Origin of the sequence: Pseudomonas sp. NBRC 111133 (assembly GCF_001320605.1) — a bacterium.
In the GTDB taxonomy this organism is placed as follows: domain Bacteria; phylum Pseudomonadota; class Gammaproteobacteria; order Pseudomonadales; family Pseudomonadaceae; genus Aquipseudomonas; species Aquipseudomonas monteilii.
The window spans coordinates 245,509-262,071 of the sequence record NZ_BCBJ01000001.1; the positions used below are offsets into that span (position 1 = coordinate 245,509).

General features: G+C 62.6%; 15 protein-coding genes. 8 read left to right on the forward strand and 7 right to left on the reverse strand.

Going from position 1 to position 16,563, the window contains the following annotated elements:
• Window positions 1-93 precede the first annotated feature (93 nt).
• From catA to APH36_RS01120, 3 genes are read right to left on the reverse strand one after another with little or no spacing between them, the layout of a single operon-like run.
• Complete coding sequence (catA, locus tag APH36_RS01110) at window positions 94-1,029, reverse strand: catechol 1,2-dioxygenase (protein WP_060497108.1); 936 nt, start codon at window positions 1,027-1,029, stop codon at window positions 94-96.
• Window positions 1,030-1,072: 43 nt separating this feature from the next.
• Window positions 1,073-1,363: a muconolactone Delta-isomerase gene (gene catC / locus APH36_RS01115; RefSeq protein WP_060497109.1), complete on the reverse strand. Its 291-nt coding sequence runs from the start codon at window positions 1,361-1,363 to the stop codon at window positions 1,073-1,075.
• 21 nt (window positions 1,364-1,384) lie between these two features.
• Entirely contained in the window at window positions 1,385-2,506 is a 1,122-nt protein-coding gene (locus APH36_RS01120; protein ID WP_060497110.1) for a muconate cycloisomerase family protein, read from the reverse strand.
• Between the two features lie 135 nt (window positions 2,507-2,641).
• On the opposite strand from APH36_RS01120, the gene catR reads away from it, so the two are divergent.
• The 3 genes from catR to APH36_RS01135 all read left to right on the forward strand — a co-directional run bounded on the left by catR (window position 2,642) and on the right by APH36_RS01135 (window position 5,707).
• Window positions 2,642-3,514 carry an HTH-type transcriptional regulator CatR gene (gene catR, locus APH36_RS01125; RefSeq protein ID WP_060497111.1) on the forward strand — a complete coding sequence of 291 codons (873 nt, stop codon included), beginning with the start codon at window positions 2,642-2,644 and terminating at the stop codon, window positions 3,512-3,514.
• 123 nt (window positions 3,515-3,637) lie between these two features.
• Window positions 3,638-4,405: an SDR family NAD(P)-dependent oxidoreductase gene (locus tag APH36_RS01130; protein ID WP_060497137.1), complete on the forward strand. Its 768-nt coding sequence runs from the start codon at window positions 3,638-3,640 to the stop codon at window positions 4,403-4,405.
• Window positions 4,406-4,435: 30 nt separating this feature from the next.
• Window positions 4,436-5,707, forward strand: coding sequence for a D-arabinono-1,4-lactone oxidase (locus APH36_RS01135; protein WP_060497112.1), 1,272 nt, complete (start codon window positions 4,436-4,438; stop codon window positions 5,705-5,707).
• Between the two features lie 46 nt (window positions 5,708-5,753).
• On the opposite strand, the gene APH36_RS01140 is transcribed toward APH36_RS01135, so the two are convergent.
• From APH36_RS01140 to APH36_RS01150, 3 genes are all read right to left on the reverse strand, one after another.
• On the reverse strand, window positions 5,754-6,551 hold the full coding sequence (locus APH36_RS01140; RefSeq protein WP_060497113.1) for a helix-turn-helix transcriptional regulator: 798 nt from the start codon (window positions 6,549-6,551) through the stop codon (window positions 5,754-5,756).
• Window positions 6,552-6,667: 116 nt separating this feature from the next.
• Entirely contained in the window at window positions 6,668-7,900 is a 1,233-nt protein-coding gene (gene eutH, locus APH36_RS01145) for an ethanolamine utilization protein EutH (RefSeq protein ID WP_060497114.1), read from the reverse strand.
• A gap of 316 nt (window positions 7,901-8,216) precedes the next feature.
• A complete protein-coding gene (locus APH36_RS01150) occupies window positions 8,217-9,128 on the reverse strand; it encodes a LysR substrate-binding domain-containing protein (RefSeq protein WP_060497115.1) in 912 nt (303 codons plus the stop codon).
• A 97-nt stretch (window positions 9,129-9,225) separates the two neighbouring features.
• Here APH36_RS01150 and APH36_RS01155 point away from each other — a divergent pair, with 97 nt between their 5' ends.
• From APH36_RS01155 to APH36_RS01175, 5 genes are all read left to right on the forward strand, one after another.
• Window positions 9,226-10,317 carry a tartrate dehydrogenase gene (locus APH36_RS01155; RefSeq protein WP_060497116.1) on the forward strand — a complete coding sequence of 364 codons (1,092 nt, stop codon included), beginning with the start codon at window positions 9,226-9,228 and terminating at the stop codon, window positions 10,315-10,317.
• Between the two features lie 193 nt (window positions 10,318-10,510).
• A complete protein-coding gene (locus APH36_RS01160; RefSeq protein ID WP_060497138.1) occupies window positions 10,511-12,109 on the forward strand; it encodes a BCCT family transporter in 1,599 nt (532 codons plus the stop codon).
• A 120-nt stretch (window positions 12,110-12,229) separates the two neighbouring features.
• Entirely contained in the window at window positions 12,230-13,351 is a 1,122-nt protein-coding gene (locus APH36_RS01165; RefSeq protein WP_060497117.1) for an aromatic ring-hydroxylating dioxygenase subunit alpha, read from the forward strand.
• A gap of 78 nt (window positions 13,352-13,429) precedes the next feature.
• Window positions 13,430-14,401 carry a PDR/VanB family oxidoreductase gene (locus APH36_RS01170; RefSeq protein WP_060497118.1) on the forward strand — a complete coding sequence of 324 codons (972 nt, stop codon included), beginning with the start codon at window positions 13,430-13,432 and terminating at the stop codon, window positions 14,399-14,401.
• Between the two features lie 84 nt (window positions 14,402-14,485).
• Window positions 14,486-15,565 (forward strand): helix-turn-helix transcriptional regulator, encoded by a 1,080-nt coding sequence (locus tag APH36_RS01175; RefSeq protein WP_060497139.1) that lies wholly within the window; start codon window positions 14,486-14,488, stop codon window positions 15,563-15,565.
• Between the two features lie 132 nt (window positions 15,566-15,697).
• Here the strand turns inward: APH36_RS01175 and APH36_RS01180 are convergent, their stop codons facing one another.
• Complete coding sequence (locus APH36_RS01180; RefSeq protein ID WP_256219063.1) at window positions 15,698-16,531, reverse strand: helix-turn-helix transcriptional regulator; 834 nt, start codon at window positions 16,529-16,531, stop codon at window positions 15,698-15,700.
• Window positions 16,532-16,563 lie beyond the last annotated feature (32 nt).

Sequence of the window (16,563 nt, forward strand, 5' to 3'; positions counted from 1 at the left end):
CGATTCTAGATGACAAGCGGCCGACAGCAAAAAGCCCAGGCCCTCCCCGCACGGAAAGGCCCAGGCCAAAACACGGTGAATCCAGGCTAGAACTCAGCCTTCCTGCAACGCACGCGGCCGATGGCTGCGCGCTTCGGCCTCCGGCGCTGCAGCCGCCTGCAGGTGGAAGTCGAACGCCAGTTCGGCAAAGCGCTCACCCTGAACACCGCGATCACGCGCGGCAGCGGCATCTTCGACAAAGCGCAGCTCGCCAATCAGCCCGTCACGGGTGGCGTAGGCGAAGTCATCCCACAGGTACTTGTCGCCCTCGAAGTTGATCTGCGTGGTCAGGTGACGGTACCCAGGTGCCGAGATGAAGAAGTGCACGTGCGCCGGGCGCTGGCCGTGGCGGCCAAGCAGGTCCAGGCATTCCTGGGTCGGGCCCTGCGGGTCGCAGCCGTACCCCGACGGTACGATGGAGCGCGCACGGTAGCGGCCCTCGGCATCGGTGATGATGCGGCGGCGCAGGTTGTATTCGGACTGGGTCGAATCGAAGTACGAATACGTGCCCTGGGTGTTGGCGTGCCAGAGGTCGACGGTGGCACCGGCCAGCGGCTTGCCATCGGCATCGAACACCTGGCCCTGAAGGAACATCACCACACCCGGGTCGGTGCCGTCGTCCATGCGCGCTTCGCCTTGCGCCAGCGGCGCACCGGCCACGTACAGCGGGCCTTCGATGGTGCGCGGAGTGCCGCCACCCAGGCCGGCTTCGGCGTCCTTGGCGTCTTGCAGCAGGTCGAGGAAGTGCTCGATACCCAGGCCTGCGGCCAGCAGGCCCGCCTCGTTCCGGCCGCCCAGGCGGTTGAGGTAGTCAATGGCGTGCCAGAATTCGTCTTCAGTGATTTCCAGGTCTTCGACCAGGCGCGCGGTGTCCTGCAGGACGCGCAGGATGATCTGCTTGAAGCGTGGGTTGCCCTCGGCATGGTCCAGGCCAGCCACCTTGTTGAAGAAGGCTTGAACATCGGCAGTGTGGGAAATTTTCACGGTCATCGTGCTTACCTCGTATTGTTCTTGTCGGGTAGTCAGGTGCGAATCAGCGGTCGTCGCTGTGGATCGACGAAGGGTGCCGGCACAGGCCGTTCACCTCGATGTCCATGTACGGGAACAGCGGCAGTTGCATCAGGGTATCGTGCAGCGCCTCGACGCTGGGCACATCGAACACGCTGTAGTTGGCATAGTGCCCGGCAATGCGCCACAAGTGGCGCCAGGTACCTTCGCGCTGCAGGCGCTGGGCCAGTTCCTTTTCGTCGGCCTTGAGCCGGGCGGCCTTGGCCGGGTCCATGTCGACGGGCAGTTTCACGGTCATCTTCACGTGGAACAGCATGATTATCTCCTTGCTTGCTGATCAGCGACGGGCGAAACGCGCCAGGCGCTGTTCGTCCAGGGTCAGGCCCAGGCCTGGGGTACGGGGAATGTGCAGCTGGAAGTCGCGGTACTGCGGCGGCTCGTTGACGATCTCTTCGGTCAGCAGCAGCGGGCCAAACAGCTCGGTGCCCCAGGTGAGTTGGCGCAGGGTGAGGAAGGCGTGGGCCGACGCCAAGGTGCCGATCGAACCTTCGAGCATGGTGCCGCCATACAGGGCGATACCGGCGGCCTCGGCGATTTGCGCAGTACGCAGCACGGCACGCGGGCCACCGTTCTTGGCGATCTTCAATGCGAAGATGCTGGCCGCACCATCGGCGGCCAGGCTGAAGGCGTCCTCGACGCTTTCAATCGATTCATCGGCCATGATCGGTGCCGGGCTGCGCTGGTTCAGGCGCACCTGGCCACCCCGGTTGATGCGTGAAATCGGTTGTTCGATCAGGTCGATGCCGTTGTCGCCCAACACCTGGCAGGCGCGAATGGCCTGGGATTCGTCCCAGTACTGGTTGACGTCGACGCGCACACTGGCGCTGTCCCCCAGCTCACGCTTGATGGCCACCACGTGCTTGAGGTCCTGCTCCACCGGGTTGGCGCCGATCTTCAGCTTGAACACACGGTGACGCCGAATCTCCAGCATGTGCTGGGCTTCGGCGATGTCGCGGGCGGTGTCGCCACTGGCCAGGGTCCAGGCCACTTCCAGGCTGTCACGCACACGGCCGCCCAGAAGCTCGCTGACCGGCAGGCCCAGGCGCTTGCCCTGGGCGTCGAGCAACGCGCTTTCGATACCCGATTTGGCAAAGGTATTGCCCTTGGCCAGCTTGTCCAGCTTGAGCATGGCAGCGTTGATGTTGTCTGCCGCCAGGCCGATCAGCGCAGGCGCCAGGTGCGCATCGATATTGGCCTTGATGCCCTCGGGGCTTTCGTAGCCATAGGCCAGGCCGCCGATGGTGGTGGCCTCGCCGATACCTTCCACGCCATCGCTGCAGCGCACACGCAATACCACCAGGGTCTGTTGCTGCATGGTGTGCATTGCCAGCTTGTGCGGGCGAATGGTCGGCAGGTCGACGATAATTGCTTCTATGCGTTCAATCAGCGCGCTTGTCATTGTAGCCAGGTCCCGTCAGGTCGGGCTGCCAGTGGCAATCCCGAATGGTGCATTTACTTGCGTGTTCAAGGATTGCGCGAGACCCTGATGACCGTCCAATATCAAATGAATCTCCCACCATACCCTGGAGGTCTTGTGGAGCTGCGCCACCTGCGTTACTTCAAAGTCTTGGCCGAAACCCTCAATTTCACCCGCGCCGCCGAGCTGCTGCACATTGCCCAGCCACCCCTGAGCCGGCAGATCAGCCAACTGGAGGACCAGCTCGGTACCCTGCTGGTGGTGCGCGAACGCCCGTTGCGGCTGACCGAGGCGGGTCGCTTCTTCTATGAGCAGACCTGCACCGTGTTGCAGCAATTGCAAAATATCAGCGACAACACCCGGCGCATTGGCCAGGGCCAGCGCCAGTGGCTGGGCATCGGCTTTGCCCCCTCGACCCTGTACAACGTGCTGCCGGAGCTGATCCGCGAGCTGCGCCAGGACAGCGAGCTGGAACTGGGCCTGAGCGAGATGACCACGCTGCAGCAGGTGGAAGCGTTGAAAAGCGGGCGCATCGACATCGCCTTCGGGCGGATTCGCATCGATGACGCGGCCATTGCGCAACAGGTATTGCGCGAGGACCCGCTGGTGGCCGTGCTGCCCAAGGGCCACCCGCTGGCGGGCAGCCCGCTTAGCCTTGCCCAGCTGGCGAGCGAGGCCTTCATCCTCTATCCGGCCAACCCCCGGCCCAGTTATGCCGACCACGTACTGGCGCTGTTCGCCCAGCACGGCATGAGCATCCGCGTCAGCCAGTGGGCCAACGAACTGCAAACCGCCATTGGCCTGGTGGCGGTGGGCGTGGGGGTGACCCTGGTGCCGGCGTCGGTGCAACAGCAGCACCGTACCGATATCGAGTATGTAGGTTTGCTGGATAGCGGCGCGGTGAGCCCGATCATCCTCAGCCGCCGCAAGGGTGATGTGAGCCCGGTCGTGCAGCGGTGCCTGACGTTGATCGAACGGCAAAACCACTAGCCCGCCGCCCGTATACCCATCGGTATATGGATGTTCCCGTTGTTCTGTTTCATGCTCCGCCACGCGAATCGCGAAACGCCCGGGCTGCAAGAACAGATCAATAACAAACAACGGGAGTCGAACATGGCGGGACGTCTCAACGGCAAGATAGCGCTGATTACTGGTGGCGCGGGGGGCTGCGGGCTGGCTGCATCGCAGCTGTTTGCAGCTGAAGGGGCTCGGGTGGGCATTGTCGACCTGCCAGACAGCAAGGGCGCCGAGGTAGCCCGGGCACTGCGCGATGCAGGCCACGACGTTATTTTCGCGGCGGCCGATGTGTCGGACGCACAGCAAGTGAAGGCGGCAGTGGCGGCTGTAGAGCAAGCCTTCGGGCACATTACCGTGCTGATGAACCACGCCGGCATCCTCGCGGCCCTGCCCTTTCTGGACACCAGCGAAGAAGAGTGGGACCGGGTGATGGCAGTGAACGTGAAAAGCATGTTCCTGGTCACCCGCGCCGTCCTGCCGGGCATGCTGGCCGCCGGTGGCGGCAGCATCGTCTGCACCTCATCCATCTCGGCTGTGGTGGGCACACCCATGGAGGTGCTGTATTGCACCAGCAAGGGCGCCACGCACATGTTCGCCCGGGCCATCGCCGTGGAGTTCCGTGACCGGGGCATCCGCGCCAACGCCATTTGCCCAGGCTTTATCGCCACCGCCCACGGCCTGCGCGAGATCGACATGCTGCGCCGCCATGGCGTGGATGTGAGCGAAGAGGCCATTGCAGCCGCTCAGGGGCGCTTGTGCGAGCCTTCGGAAGTGGCCAGCGCAGCCTTGTTCCTGGCCAGTGACGACGCCAGTTTCGTCAACGGCGCACACCTGTTTGCCGACAACGGCTACACGGCCATCTGAGCAGAAGAACAACCAGCAGGAGAGACCAACGTGACCACCTCTTCCAACAACATGCACATCAACGAATTTGGCCTGGAACACGCGCATTGGCGCAACTGGGCCGGCAATCAGTCCTGCATCCGTGCAGCACGCGGGGCGCCAGCCAGTGAAGACGAACTGTGTTCGATGGTGAACCAGGCCAGCAGCAATGGCATGAATGTGCGTGTGGCCGGTTCCGGACATTCCTTTACCCCGGTGGCGCTGACCAATGGCCTGCACCTGAGCCTGGCCAACATGAGTGGCGTGCGCCACATCGACCCTGAGAAAAAGCGCGTCACCGCTGCCGCCGGCACCACCATCAATGCCTTTGGCAAGGCACTGCGTGCAGCGGGCTTGTCGATGGTCAACCAGGGCGACATCGACAGCCAGTCGATTGCCGGCGCCCTGACCACCGGCACCCACGGCACCGGCCTTACCTTGGGCAATCTGGCTTCGTCCATCGTTGGCATGAAGCTGGTGCAGCCCAATGGCGAAATCCTTGTGGTGGACGAAAGCACCCCCGACCTGTTGCAGGCTGGCCGGGTTTCTCTTGGCGTGCTGGGCATCGTTTCGGAACTGACCTTGCAGGTAACCGACAGCTTCAACCTGCACGAGCGCATCTGGCGCGAAGACTTCGAAAGCGTGATGGAAAAGCACGATGAACTGGCGCGCACGCACCGCCACTTCAGCTTCTTCTGGTGCCCGTACGAACAAAGCCGCCACTGCTATTGCCTGCCCGATACTGCCGCGACCTCCACCACCGGGCGCACTACCGACGTGTGCGAAGTGAAGGTCATGGACATTACCGAACGCCCGGCCTGGGAAAGCGAATTCGAAAAAGTGGCGTACAGCTCGGATGTGTACCCGATCGAGTACCTGCCCAATTTCCACGAACTGGAATACGCCGTGCCGCTACGACACAGCAAGGAAGCGCTGCGCGCAGTGCGCAAGCTGATGCTGGAGGACTTCCCCGAGGCCATCTACCCCATCGAGTACCGTTTCACGGCCGGCGATGGCGCATGGATGAGCCCGTTCTTCGAGCAGGACAGCGTGACCATTTCGGTGTCTGGCCAACCGGGTACCGATTACTGGGACTACCTGCGGGCGGTGGATCAGATTCTGCGTTCGTATGGCGCCAGGCCGCACTGGGGCAAGCTGCACTTCCTGACCGGTGAGGATGTGAGCGCCATCTACCCGCGGGCTGAGGACTTCCGTAATTTGCGCCGGCAGCTTGACCCGCAGGGCATCTACCTGAGCGAGCACCTGAGCCCGCTGTTCAAATAACCTGCTGCTTTCACATCCTAGGGCTGCGTTGCAGCCCTTTGCTTTATCAGGCCTTGGCCAGGTAGTCGATGAACAGGCGGAACAACTCGGCGTTGGTGGAAATCTCCAGACGCTGGTAGATGTTGTGCTTGTGCACCTTCACCGTCCCATCAGAAATACTCAGCTGCCGCGCAATCGACGCATTGCTGTGCCCCTGCAACAGTAACTTGGCGATCAGGCGCTGAGTCTCGGTCAACTGCCCTTGCAGGATCTCGACAAAAGCATCCTCCAACACCGCCCCCTCCGGCGTAGCGCGCAGGCAATCGGCATAACGCAACCGGCAATGCTGGCCGAACACCGACGCCAGCAGTGGCACCATGCCCGCCAGCAGGTCCATTTCCGCAGCACTGAAATCGCCACTGCCGTGGTTGCGCATCAGCGAATAGACCATCGCCACCTGGGACCGCAACGGCATGATGAAGCCCACCTCTTCAATCGCCGTGCCGTAGTCGGACGACACGCAAGGGTGGATATCCTTGGAGATGGCAAAGCCCGAAGAGAAGAAGCAGTCAGGCGCCAGCTCGCTCATGCGCCACACCCCGGCCGGATGCTCGTTGACGCAGGCAACGTAGAAAGGATCGAGCAGGTAACCGCCTCGCACGTAGGCATTCAGGGTGCGCTCGGTTACCGAATGGTTGTAGCCGTTATGCACCAACAGCGCAGGCTGGTTGAACTGGAACAGGTAAGCGCAACTCATGTCGAACGCCAGCGTGCCCCGCAGCCAGGCATCCAGCGCCGGCCCCAGTTGCTCGCTGCCGGTCGCCTCGATTACCGCCGCCAGCCCCTTCGCCTCATCTTTTGTCATTGTTCACCACGCTCTCGTGCACGGAAGGCCTGTGCGACCTTACCGGCTTGATTGGCAAAAAACACAAAATCCGGGGCGCCCTGGACGCTCCGGATCATGTGCATGACGTTTTTGGCTCAGGACGGCTCGGCCGCTACCTTGAACGCACCGGCGGCATCATCCTGGCGCCCCATCTCCTGCGCCTTGGGCACCGCCAGCCAACTGGCCAGCAGCATGGCGATCAGGCCACCACTGAGCTTGCCGATCATCAGCGGCAATATCAACGAGGGTTGGAAGTTGGCCGAGAAGGCCATGTGGTCGCCAAAGGTAAAGGCGGCGCACACCGAAAAGGCGATCACCAGCACCTTGTCCTTGGGCGGCATTTCGCTGACCAGCCTGAACATGGCCAGGATATTGGCAGAGGCCGCCAGCACCCCGGCCGCACCGACACCGGACATGCCAAAGCGCGAGGCCACCCGCTCGATCGGCCGCGCCAGGAAGCGCTTGAGCAGGTGCACCATGGGGAACGCACCGCACAGCATCAGGCCGATGTAGCCGGCTATTTCCAGGGCACGGAACTGGTCGTCGGCGTCGGCAATGATTGGCGCGAACCCCCAACTGCCGAACAGGTGGCTGAACAGGCCGGTGAAGTACTGCACGATGGACGCCACCAGCACCAGCACCACGGCGATGTACATGAACTGGCCGAGCTTGAGGAACAGGTACACCATCAGCGTCGGGAAATAGCGCAACGCCGCCGCCAGGGCGATACAGAACAGGATCAGCGGCATCAGGTTGCGCAGCAGCATCGCCCAGGTGAAGTGCAGCGCCTGGGTGGCGGCGCCAGTGGTGGCGATGTCGGGGCGCACGCTCAGGCCCAGGGCCTGCATGGCCATGGCGATGATCATGATGCTCAGCGGGATGGTCAGCAGCCCGGCCATGATCCCCAGGGCCATGTACTTGTGGTCGACCTTGCGCAACATGGCCAGCCCCACCGGGATGACGAAGATGATCGTGGCGCCGCACTGAAAGCCGGTAATCAGGCCCAGGATCCAGCCTTCGGGGCTTTGCGCCAAGGCCTTGGCCAGCTGGTAGCCGCCCATGTCCGAGGCGATGAAGATGGGGCCGGCAATGCCGGGGTCGGCACCGATGGCCAGGAACAGCGGCGCGATCACATGGCTGATGCCCGCCGAAATGTAGGGGATCGCCGCCATGATGCCCGCTACCGGGATGAAGATGGGCCCGATACTGTGCAGGCCGGCGATGAACTCCTGGCCCAGCTCGCCCTCGGGATTGTAAATGGATGCCACCGCACCCAATACCGCGCACACCATGATGACGTAGATGACATAGGTGCCGATGCTTTCCATTTGCCGCCTCATTTTTAGAGTTGTCGGGTTGGCAGGACTGAAAGGTCACGGGGCATCGCTGTTGTTATAGCGTGTGCAAGGTGCGCCCCGTCGAGGGGTTAAGCTATGCGGCAAGGTGATGGGCTGTCCATATACCGGGAGGTATACACGAGCGAACCCATTGATTTAGCAGGGACCCTGTGGGAGCGGGCTTGCCCGCGAAGCAGGCGACTCGGTACATGGCACCGGCTGCGCCGGTGTTCGCGTGCAAGCCCGCTTGTGAGTTGCTCCCACAGGGATCGCGCAAGCGCTAAGATTTTGTGCCAGCCAGCAGAAGTTAGCCCGGTAAGCTGTAACGCTCGGCAAAGTACTGCCGAAAAAAGTCCACCGCCACCCGCACCTTGGCCGAACTGGCCAGCGGCGAGGTATACACCGCCCAGATATCCGCCGGCTGGTGATAGTCCTCCAGCACCTGCACCAGGCGCCCGTCCTGCAGGCTGTCGTGCACATCCCACCACGAACGCAGCAATATCCCGCGCCCGTCCAGGCACCACTGGTGCGCCACCTCACCATGGTTGGTCGACAGGCCGCCGGTCACCCGCACGCTTTCTTCGCCGTTAGGCCCCATCAGTTGCCACACACCAAACGGGTGATCGCGCTCCTTGATCACCAGGCAATCATGGCTGGCCAGGTCGCCCAGCACCTTGGGCCCACCGCGCCGCGCCAGGTAGGCCGGCGCGGCGCACAGCACCCGGCGGTTGCGCGCCAGCGGCTTGGCAATCAGGTTGGGGGCAATGGCATTACCCACGCGGATGTCCAGGTCCACGCCCTCCGCAATCAGGTCCACCAGGCGGTCGTGCACGTCCAGGCGAATGTCCAGTCGCGGGTAGCGTTCGGCCAGCTCCGACAAGGCCGGCGCCACGAAGCGCCGCCCCAGCCCCAGGCTGCTGGCTATGCGCAGCTGGCCGGCCGGCTCGCGGTGCTGGGCGCTGATGTCATCGCCCATGCGCTGCACGGCATCGAAAATCTGCAACGCCCACTGATACACCCGCTCGCCCTCCTCGCTCACCGTTACCCGCCGTGTGGTGCGGTGCAGCAGCCGCACCTCCAGGGTTTGTTCGAGCATGCGAATGCGTTTGCTGATGTACGCCGCCGACATACCCAACTCGTCGGCCACGGCCGCGAAGCTGGCACGTTTGGCCACCTGCAGGAAAATGTTGAGGTCGTCCAGACTGGGCAGATTATTCACGTAGCGTGTTCCAAGAATCCATGATTGGCCAGATTATCTCCGAAGCAAGCCCTTATAGCATGGCCAGCACCTGTTCCCTAGACAACGAGTGCACCCCATGAGCAAGACCTTCAGAATCGCGGCAATCCCTGGCGACGGCATCGGCAACGAAGTACTGCCAGAAGGCATTCGCGTGGTCGAGGCCGCTGCGCGCAAGCACGGCCTGGACATCAGCTTCGAGTTCTTCGAGTGGGCCAGCTGCGATTACTACCTGGCCCACGGCAAGATGATGCCGGACGACTGGTTCGAACAGCTCAAGGACTTCGACGCCCTGTATTTCGGTGCCGTGGGCTGGCCAGACAAGGTGCCGGACCACATCTCGCTGTGGGGTTCGCTGCTCAAGTTCCGCCGCGATTTCGACCAGTACGTGAACATTCGCCCGGTGCGCCTGTTCCCGGGCGTGCCGTGCCCGCTGGCTGGCCGTGAGCCAGGTGACATCGACTTCGTGGTCATCCGCGAAAACACCGAAGGCGAATACTCCTTCCTGGGTGGCCGCATGTTCGAAGGCACCGACAACGAGTTCGTGCTGCAGGAGTCGGTGTTCACCCGCCGCGGTGTCGACCGCATCCTCAAGTATGCCTTCGATGTGGCACAGACCCGCGAGCGCAAGCACGTCACCTCGGCCACCAAGTCCAACGGCATGGCCGTGAGCATGCCGTACTGGGACGAGCGCACCGCCGCCATGGCGGCCAATTATCCGGAAATCAGCTGGGACAAGCAGCACATTGATATCCTCTGCGCCCGCTTCGTGCTGCAGCCCGACCGCTTCGATGTGGTCGTAGCCTCGAACCTGTTCGGCGACATCCTGTCCGACCTCGGCCCGGCCTGCGCCGGCACCATCGGCATCGCACCGTCGGCCAACCTCAACCCCGAGCGCAAGTTTCCGTCGCTGTTCGAACCGGTACACGGTTCGGCGCCAGACATCTACGGCAAGAACATCGCCAACCCGATCGCGATGATCTGGTCGGGCGCACTGATGCTGGACTTCCTCGGCAACGACGGCGCCGATCCACGTTACCGCGCCGCCCACGACGACATCCTCAAGGCCATCGAGCAGGTCATCGCCGCCGGTAAGGTGACCCGCGACATGGGCGGCCAGCAGTCCACCCAACAAGTGGGCCAGGCCATTACCGCACTGGTCGAAGCCTGATACACAGGGGCCGATTGTCAGAACTGTCTGACAATCGGCCCCTTGCCTCTTGCGAGCGGCGTGGATTGTATGCAAAATCTGTTAACCATTAGATTCTAGTAAACTAAAGGTTAACAACCAAGGAAGGAGCAGCACCGCAACACCCCGGATGCCTGCCGGGTATAACAAGTACGCCAACGTCCAGGAGACGATGATGTCGCACAAGAATAAAAAGATTGATGTGTTCCTGATTACCGTGAGCCTGATTGCCGTACTGCTCACCGTGATTGGCCTTGCAGCCTTCCCCGCCCAGGCTGAAAGCGCCGCCAACCAGTTGTTCGAACTGTCCACCCGCACCTTCGGTACCAGCGTGCAGGTGCTGGTGTTCGCCAGTACCCTGGCCGTGCTGTATCTGGCCTTCAGCAAGTACGGCAACATTCGCCTGGGCAGTGGCAAGCCAGAATATGCCACCGCCACCTGGGTGTTCATGTTCATCTGCGCCGGCATGGGGTCGTCGACCCTCTACTGGGGTGTGATGGAGTGGGCCTACTACTACCAGACCCCGGGCCTGAACATCGCCGCCGCCACCCCGAAGGCGCTGGAATACAGCGTCGGCTACTCGTTCTTCCACTGGGGTATCAGCGCCTGGTCGATCTACGCCCTGGCTTCGCTGGCCATGGCTTATCACTTCCATGTACGCAAGAAGAGCGGCTTGAACCTGGCCTCGATCGTCGAAGCGGTGACCGGCTTCAAGGCCACCGGCCCGGTGGGCCGCAGCGTCGACCTGATCTTCCTGCTGACCATGATGGGCGCACTGACCGTGTCGCTGGCCCTGACCGCTTCCACCCTCACCCGTGGCCTGCATGACCTGACCGGCACCCCGGACACCTTCACCGTGCAACTGATGGTGATCGGTGGCGTGGCGGTGATGTTCTCGCTCAGCTCGTACATCGGTATCGATGGCGGCCTGCAGCGCCTGAGCAAGATGGTGTGCATCGGCGCGCTGGTGTTTGCTGCCGTGATCCTGCTGGTCGGCCCGACCCAGTTCACCATCAACAACACCGCCAACTCGATTGGCCTGATGATCCAGAACTACGTGCACATGAGCCTGTTCACCGACCCGGCCGGCGACGGCGCCTTCACCCGCAACTGGACGGTGTTCTACTGGCTGTGGTGGGTGTCGTACGCACCCGGCGTGGCCATGTTCGTCACCCGCGTTTCGCGTGGCCGGCAGATCAAGGAAGTGGTACTGGCCCTGCTGCTGGGTGGCAGCTTCGGTTGCTGGTTCTTCTTCGGCGCGCTGGAAAGCTACAGCATGCACCAGTTCATCACCGGCGCGGTGGATGTACCGAAGATGCTCGCTGAACAAGGCGGCGAATCGGCCGTGACGCACTTGCTGCTGGCATTGCCGTGGGGCCAGGTGTTCCTCGGTGTGTACCTGTTCATCATGGCCATCTTCTGTGCTTCGCACATGGATGCCGCAGCCTACGCGGTGGCCGCCACCAGCACCCGCAACCTGCGTGAAGGCGACGACCCGACGCCAACCCACCGTCTGTTCTGGTGCGTGGTGCTGACCCTGGTGCCGCTGGCCATGCTGTTCGCCAAGGCGTCGTTGTCGACCATGAAGACGGCCGTGGTGCTGACCGCGATCCCGTTCATGGTAATTCTGCTGGTGAAGATCTACGGCTTCTTCAAGTGGATGATCGCTGACTACGGCCAAGTGTCGGCCCACGTCATCGAGGAAGAAGCTGCACGCATGGCCGGAGAGGAACCCGCCGAGCATGCCCCACGCAGCGCCGCTGCCGTGCATTGATTGAATCATCGGGGCTGCACCACAGCCCCTTTGCAAGACTGCAAATTTTTTTGCCTGATCTGTTAACCAGCAGATACGCGTTAACCAACAACTATAAACCGAGCTTGTGAGATACCTGTCATGAACGACTTCAAACGCCTGCCCGCCGATTTCTGCGCGAATGCCGACGAGGCCTTCACCCTCCCGGCCAACTTCTACACCCAGGCCGCCGTGTTCGAGCACGAGAAAGAAGCCATCTTCGCCCGCAGCTGGATCTGCGTGGGCCACCGCAGCGAAGTGGCAGACAACAACGCCTACATCACCCGCGAAGTGATTGGCGAAAGCATCATTGTCGTGCGCGGCCGTGACAACGTCCTGCGTGCGTTCTACAACGTCTGCCCGCACCGTGGCCACCAGCTGCTCAGCGGCAGCGGCAAGGCCAAGAACGTCATCACCTGCCCGTACCACGCCTGGACCTTCAAGCTCGACGGCGAACTGGCCCACGCCCGCAACTGCGACAACGTGGTCAACTTCGACAAGGAAAATTCCACCCTGGTGCAGCTGCGCGTAGAAGAATACGCTGGGTTCATCTTCATCAACATGGACATGGACGCCGGCTCCGTCGAAGACCAGCTGCCAGGTATGCAAGCCCGCATGCGTGAAGCCTGCGCGGTAATCGACGACCTGCACCTGGCCGCGCGCTTCGTCAGCGACACCCCGGCCAACTGGAAGTCGATCGTCGACAACTACCTGGAGTGCTACCACTGCGCCCCGGCGCACCCAGGCTTCTCCGACTCGGTGGACGTTGGCCAGTACAGCCACAGCCTGCACGGCAACTGGACCCTGCAGTACGGCCTGGCCAAGCCTTCGGAGCAGTCGTTCAAGTTCGACGAAAACGTGAAGGACCCGTCGTTCGCCGGCTTCTGGGCCTGGCCGTGCACCATGTTCAACGTGCCGCCAGGGGCCAACTTCATGACCGTGATCTACGAGTTCCCGGTCGATGCCGAAACCACCCTGCAGCACTACGACATCTACTTCCTCAACAAGGACATCACTGAAGAGCAGCAGAAGCTGATCGACTGGTACCGCGAAGTGTTCCGCCCAGAAGACCTGCGCCTGGTCGAAAGCGTGCAGAAGGGCCTGAAATCGCGTGGCTACCGTGGCCAGGGCCGCATCATGGCCGACCGCGAGCGCAGCGGCATGAGCGAGCACGGCATCGCCCACTTCCACAACCTGATCGCCGTGGCCCACCTCGACGATTGATGGCAACCCCTCCACGTTTTTTGGCACGTAAAGGTGCGCGGCAGGGCCTGCCGCGCACCCCGGCAGTCGAGGTGAACCATGGCCAACACTTATGAAATGTTCAGCGTCCGCGTAACCGACGTGGAACACGCCACGCCGCTGATCAAGCGCTTTACCCTGGCCCGCGAAGACGGCGCGGCGATGCCCGCCTTCACCGGTGGCAGCCACGTCATCGTGCAGATGCAAGGCGCCGACGGCAGCCAGTTCAGCAACGCCTACTCGCTGATGAGCGACCCGCGCGACACCCGCAGCTACCAGATTGGCGTGCGCCTGGAAGAGCAGTCCAAGGGCGGCTCGGCGTTCATGCACCAGCAGGTGGAAGTCGGCACCCGCCTGACCATTTCGTCGCCCAACAACCTGTTTGCCCTGGACCCTTCTGCTGGCCGCCATGTGCTGATTGCCGGCGGTATCGGCATTACCCCGTTCCTGGCGCAACTGCATGAACTGGAAGGTGGCAGCACCGACTACGAGCTGCACTATGCCTTCCGCGCACCGGAGCATGGCGCGTTTCAGGACCAGTTGGCCAGTGGCCCGCACGCGGCCAATACCCGTTTCTACATCGACAGCCTCGACCGCAAGCTCGACCTCGCCGCCCTGTGCGCAGGGCTGGACGAGCAAGCGCACCTGTACGTGTGCGGCCCCAAACCGCTGATTGACGCGGTCATCGCCTGCGCGGCCCAGGCCGGCATTGCCGAGCACCGCGTGCATTGGGAACAGTTTGCCGCCACCCCCGTTACCGGCAGCGCCTTTACCGTGGTGCTGGCGCAGTCGGGCGTGGAGTTGCAGGTGGAAGAAGGCATGACCATTCTGCAGGCCATCGAAAAGTCCAAGGCCGCCAAGGTCGAGTGCCTGTGCCGCGAAGGCGTGTGCGGTACGTGCGAGACCGCCATTCTGGAGGGCGAGGCCGAGCATTATGACCAGTACCTGAGCGACGAGGAGAAGGCTGCCCAGCAGAGCATCATGCTGTGCGTCTCGCGCGCCCGTACAGCGCGGCTGGTGCTGGATCTGTAAGTGACCGCTGCAACGGCCGTCAACCAAAAGTTGACGGCTTGCGTATACTGGCAGGCTCTTGGCCCAGATCAGGACACCCTGCCGATGTTGGAAAACAGCTTCGCCTTCCGCCTCAAGGAACTGCTTGAGCATCACAAGCTGACCCTGCAAGCCGTGGGCACGGCCTTGGGCATCTCGCGCACCGCGGTGCACAAGTGGACCCGTGGCGGCGAGATCGACTACGACAACCTACGCAAGCTGGCCGACTTTCTCAAAGTCAACTGGATCTGGTTGCGCTATGGCGACGAAGCCCTGCAGAACATCCAGCAACCGCAGGTGGTCGAGCTGCCGATGACCGACCTGCGCCGGCGCCTGACCGCCGAGATCATGGAGAGCGAAACGCGCATGAAGCTGGCCCAGGAAGGCGCGCGCATCGTCACCTGGGAGTGGAACCTGATCAGCGACGAAGTCACCTACTCGCCTAACGTCGAGCAGGTGTACGGCTGGCCGGTGCACCACAACGAAGACTTCTGGAAGCACCTGCCCGACGAAGACGTGCAGCGCATGCAGGCGATGTACGCCGAGGCGGTAGCCGAAGGAACGGGTTGTGAGTGCGACTTCCGCATCACCCGCCCCGATGGCGAAGTACGCTGGATTTCCTCCCGCGCCACCGTAGTGCGCGACAGCGCTGGGCGCTCGGTGAAAATGGTCGGTATAAGCATGGACAACACCGAACGTCAGGTGGCCCAACAGGCGTTGAGCCAAAGCGAGGAACGCTTCCGGGCGATCTTCGAACTCGCCTGGGGCGCCCTCGCCTACATCGACCCGGACGGCACCTGGCAACGGGTCAACAACAGCCTGTGCGAGCTGCTGGGCTACCGCGCCGAAGAGCTCTACGGCATGACCTTCCAGCAGATCACCCACGCCGACGACCTGGCGCAGAACCTGCAGCTGTTACAACGCATGCTGACCGGTGAAACCGAGCGTTACGAGGTAGAAAAACGCGTGCGCCACAAAAACGGCGCGTACATCTGGGTGCGCGCCCGCACCTCGTTGCAGCGCCATGCCAATGGCGAGCCGGAACACCTGATCAGCGTGTTCGAAGACATCAGCGCCGAGCGCCAGGAACATGAACGGCTGCAGGCGCATATTGCCGCACTGGAGGCCCGGCTGGCCGCTTCGTAACCAACCCGAAATTTCAAAGCTGACGCGATCCCTGTGGGAGCGGGCAAGCCCGCGAACACGGCAGAGCCCGTGCCATCCACCGCAGTGCCTGTTGCGCGGGCATGCCCGCTCCCACAGGGGCGGCGATAGCTTCTAGATTTCCAGGTGATCGCCGCGCAACCAGTCGATAAACCGCGCAAACAACTCGGACTGCGAGTTGATCTCCAGCTTCAGGTACAGGTTCTTGCGGTGCATGCGCACCGTTTCAGGCGAGATACCCAGCTCTAGCGCAGTCGACTTCACCGAATGCCCGCGCAAGATCATGTGTGCCACCTCGCGCTCGCGGTCAGTGAGCACCTGGCAGCCAAAGCTATCAAATGCCGCCTGCAAGCCGCCGCGCTCAACCGATGCAGTGCCAGGCTCCAGGTTGTGTCGGGCATAGCGCCCCAGCAGTTCGCGCACCATCGGCTCCAGCGCCCGCAGCAGGTCGACCTGCCCGGCACTCAGGGGCGTACCGCTGCAACCTTGGAACAGGCTCAATGACAGCTTGCGACCCGCGCTGAGGTCGACGATGTAGTAGCTGTCTTCGCTGCAACCGGTGACCAGGTAATAAGTCTTGTAGTAGTCGCTGTCGAAGAAGTTGTCGGGGGCGATTTCCTGCAGGTGGTAAAAGCCTTCGGCCAGGCCGCCTTGCACCGCCAGGCAGAACGGGTCGAGCAGGTAACCGGCGCTGAAGTAGCGTTCCAGCACAGCGGCGCGGTGCAGTTCGGGGATGCCTTGCTGGTACAACAGCTGCGGCGCCCGCCCCTGGCACTCCAGGCTGATCATCATCGATTCCACCTGTACCAGCTGGCCGATGGCAGCGGCCACATACTCCAGCGCCTCAGGCGTTTCGCTATTGGCCAGCGCGCGCTGCAACGCTGCATACCATTGCTGCAGCGCGCCCATGGTGAGGGTAAGCGGGGTGTCGGGGGTGGCCTGGGTCATGCCCGGCAGTCTAGCCTGCCAGGCACGCCCCC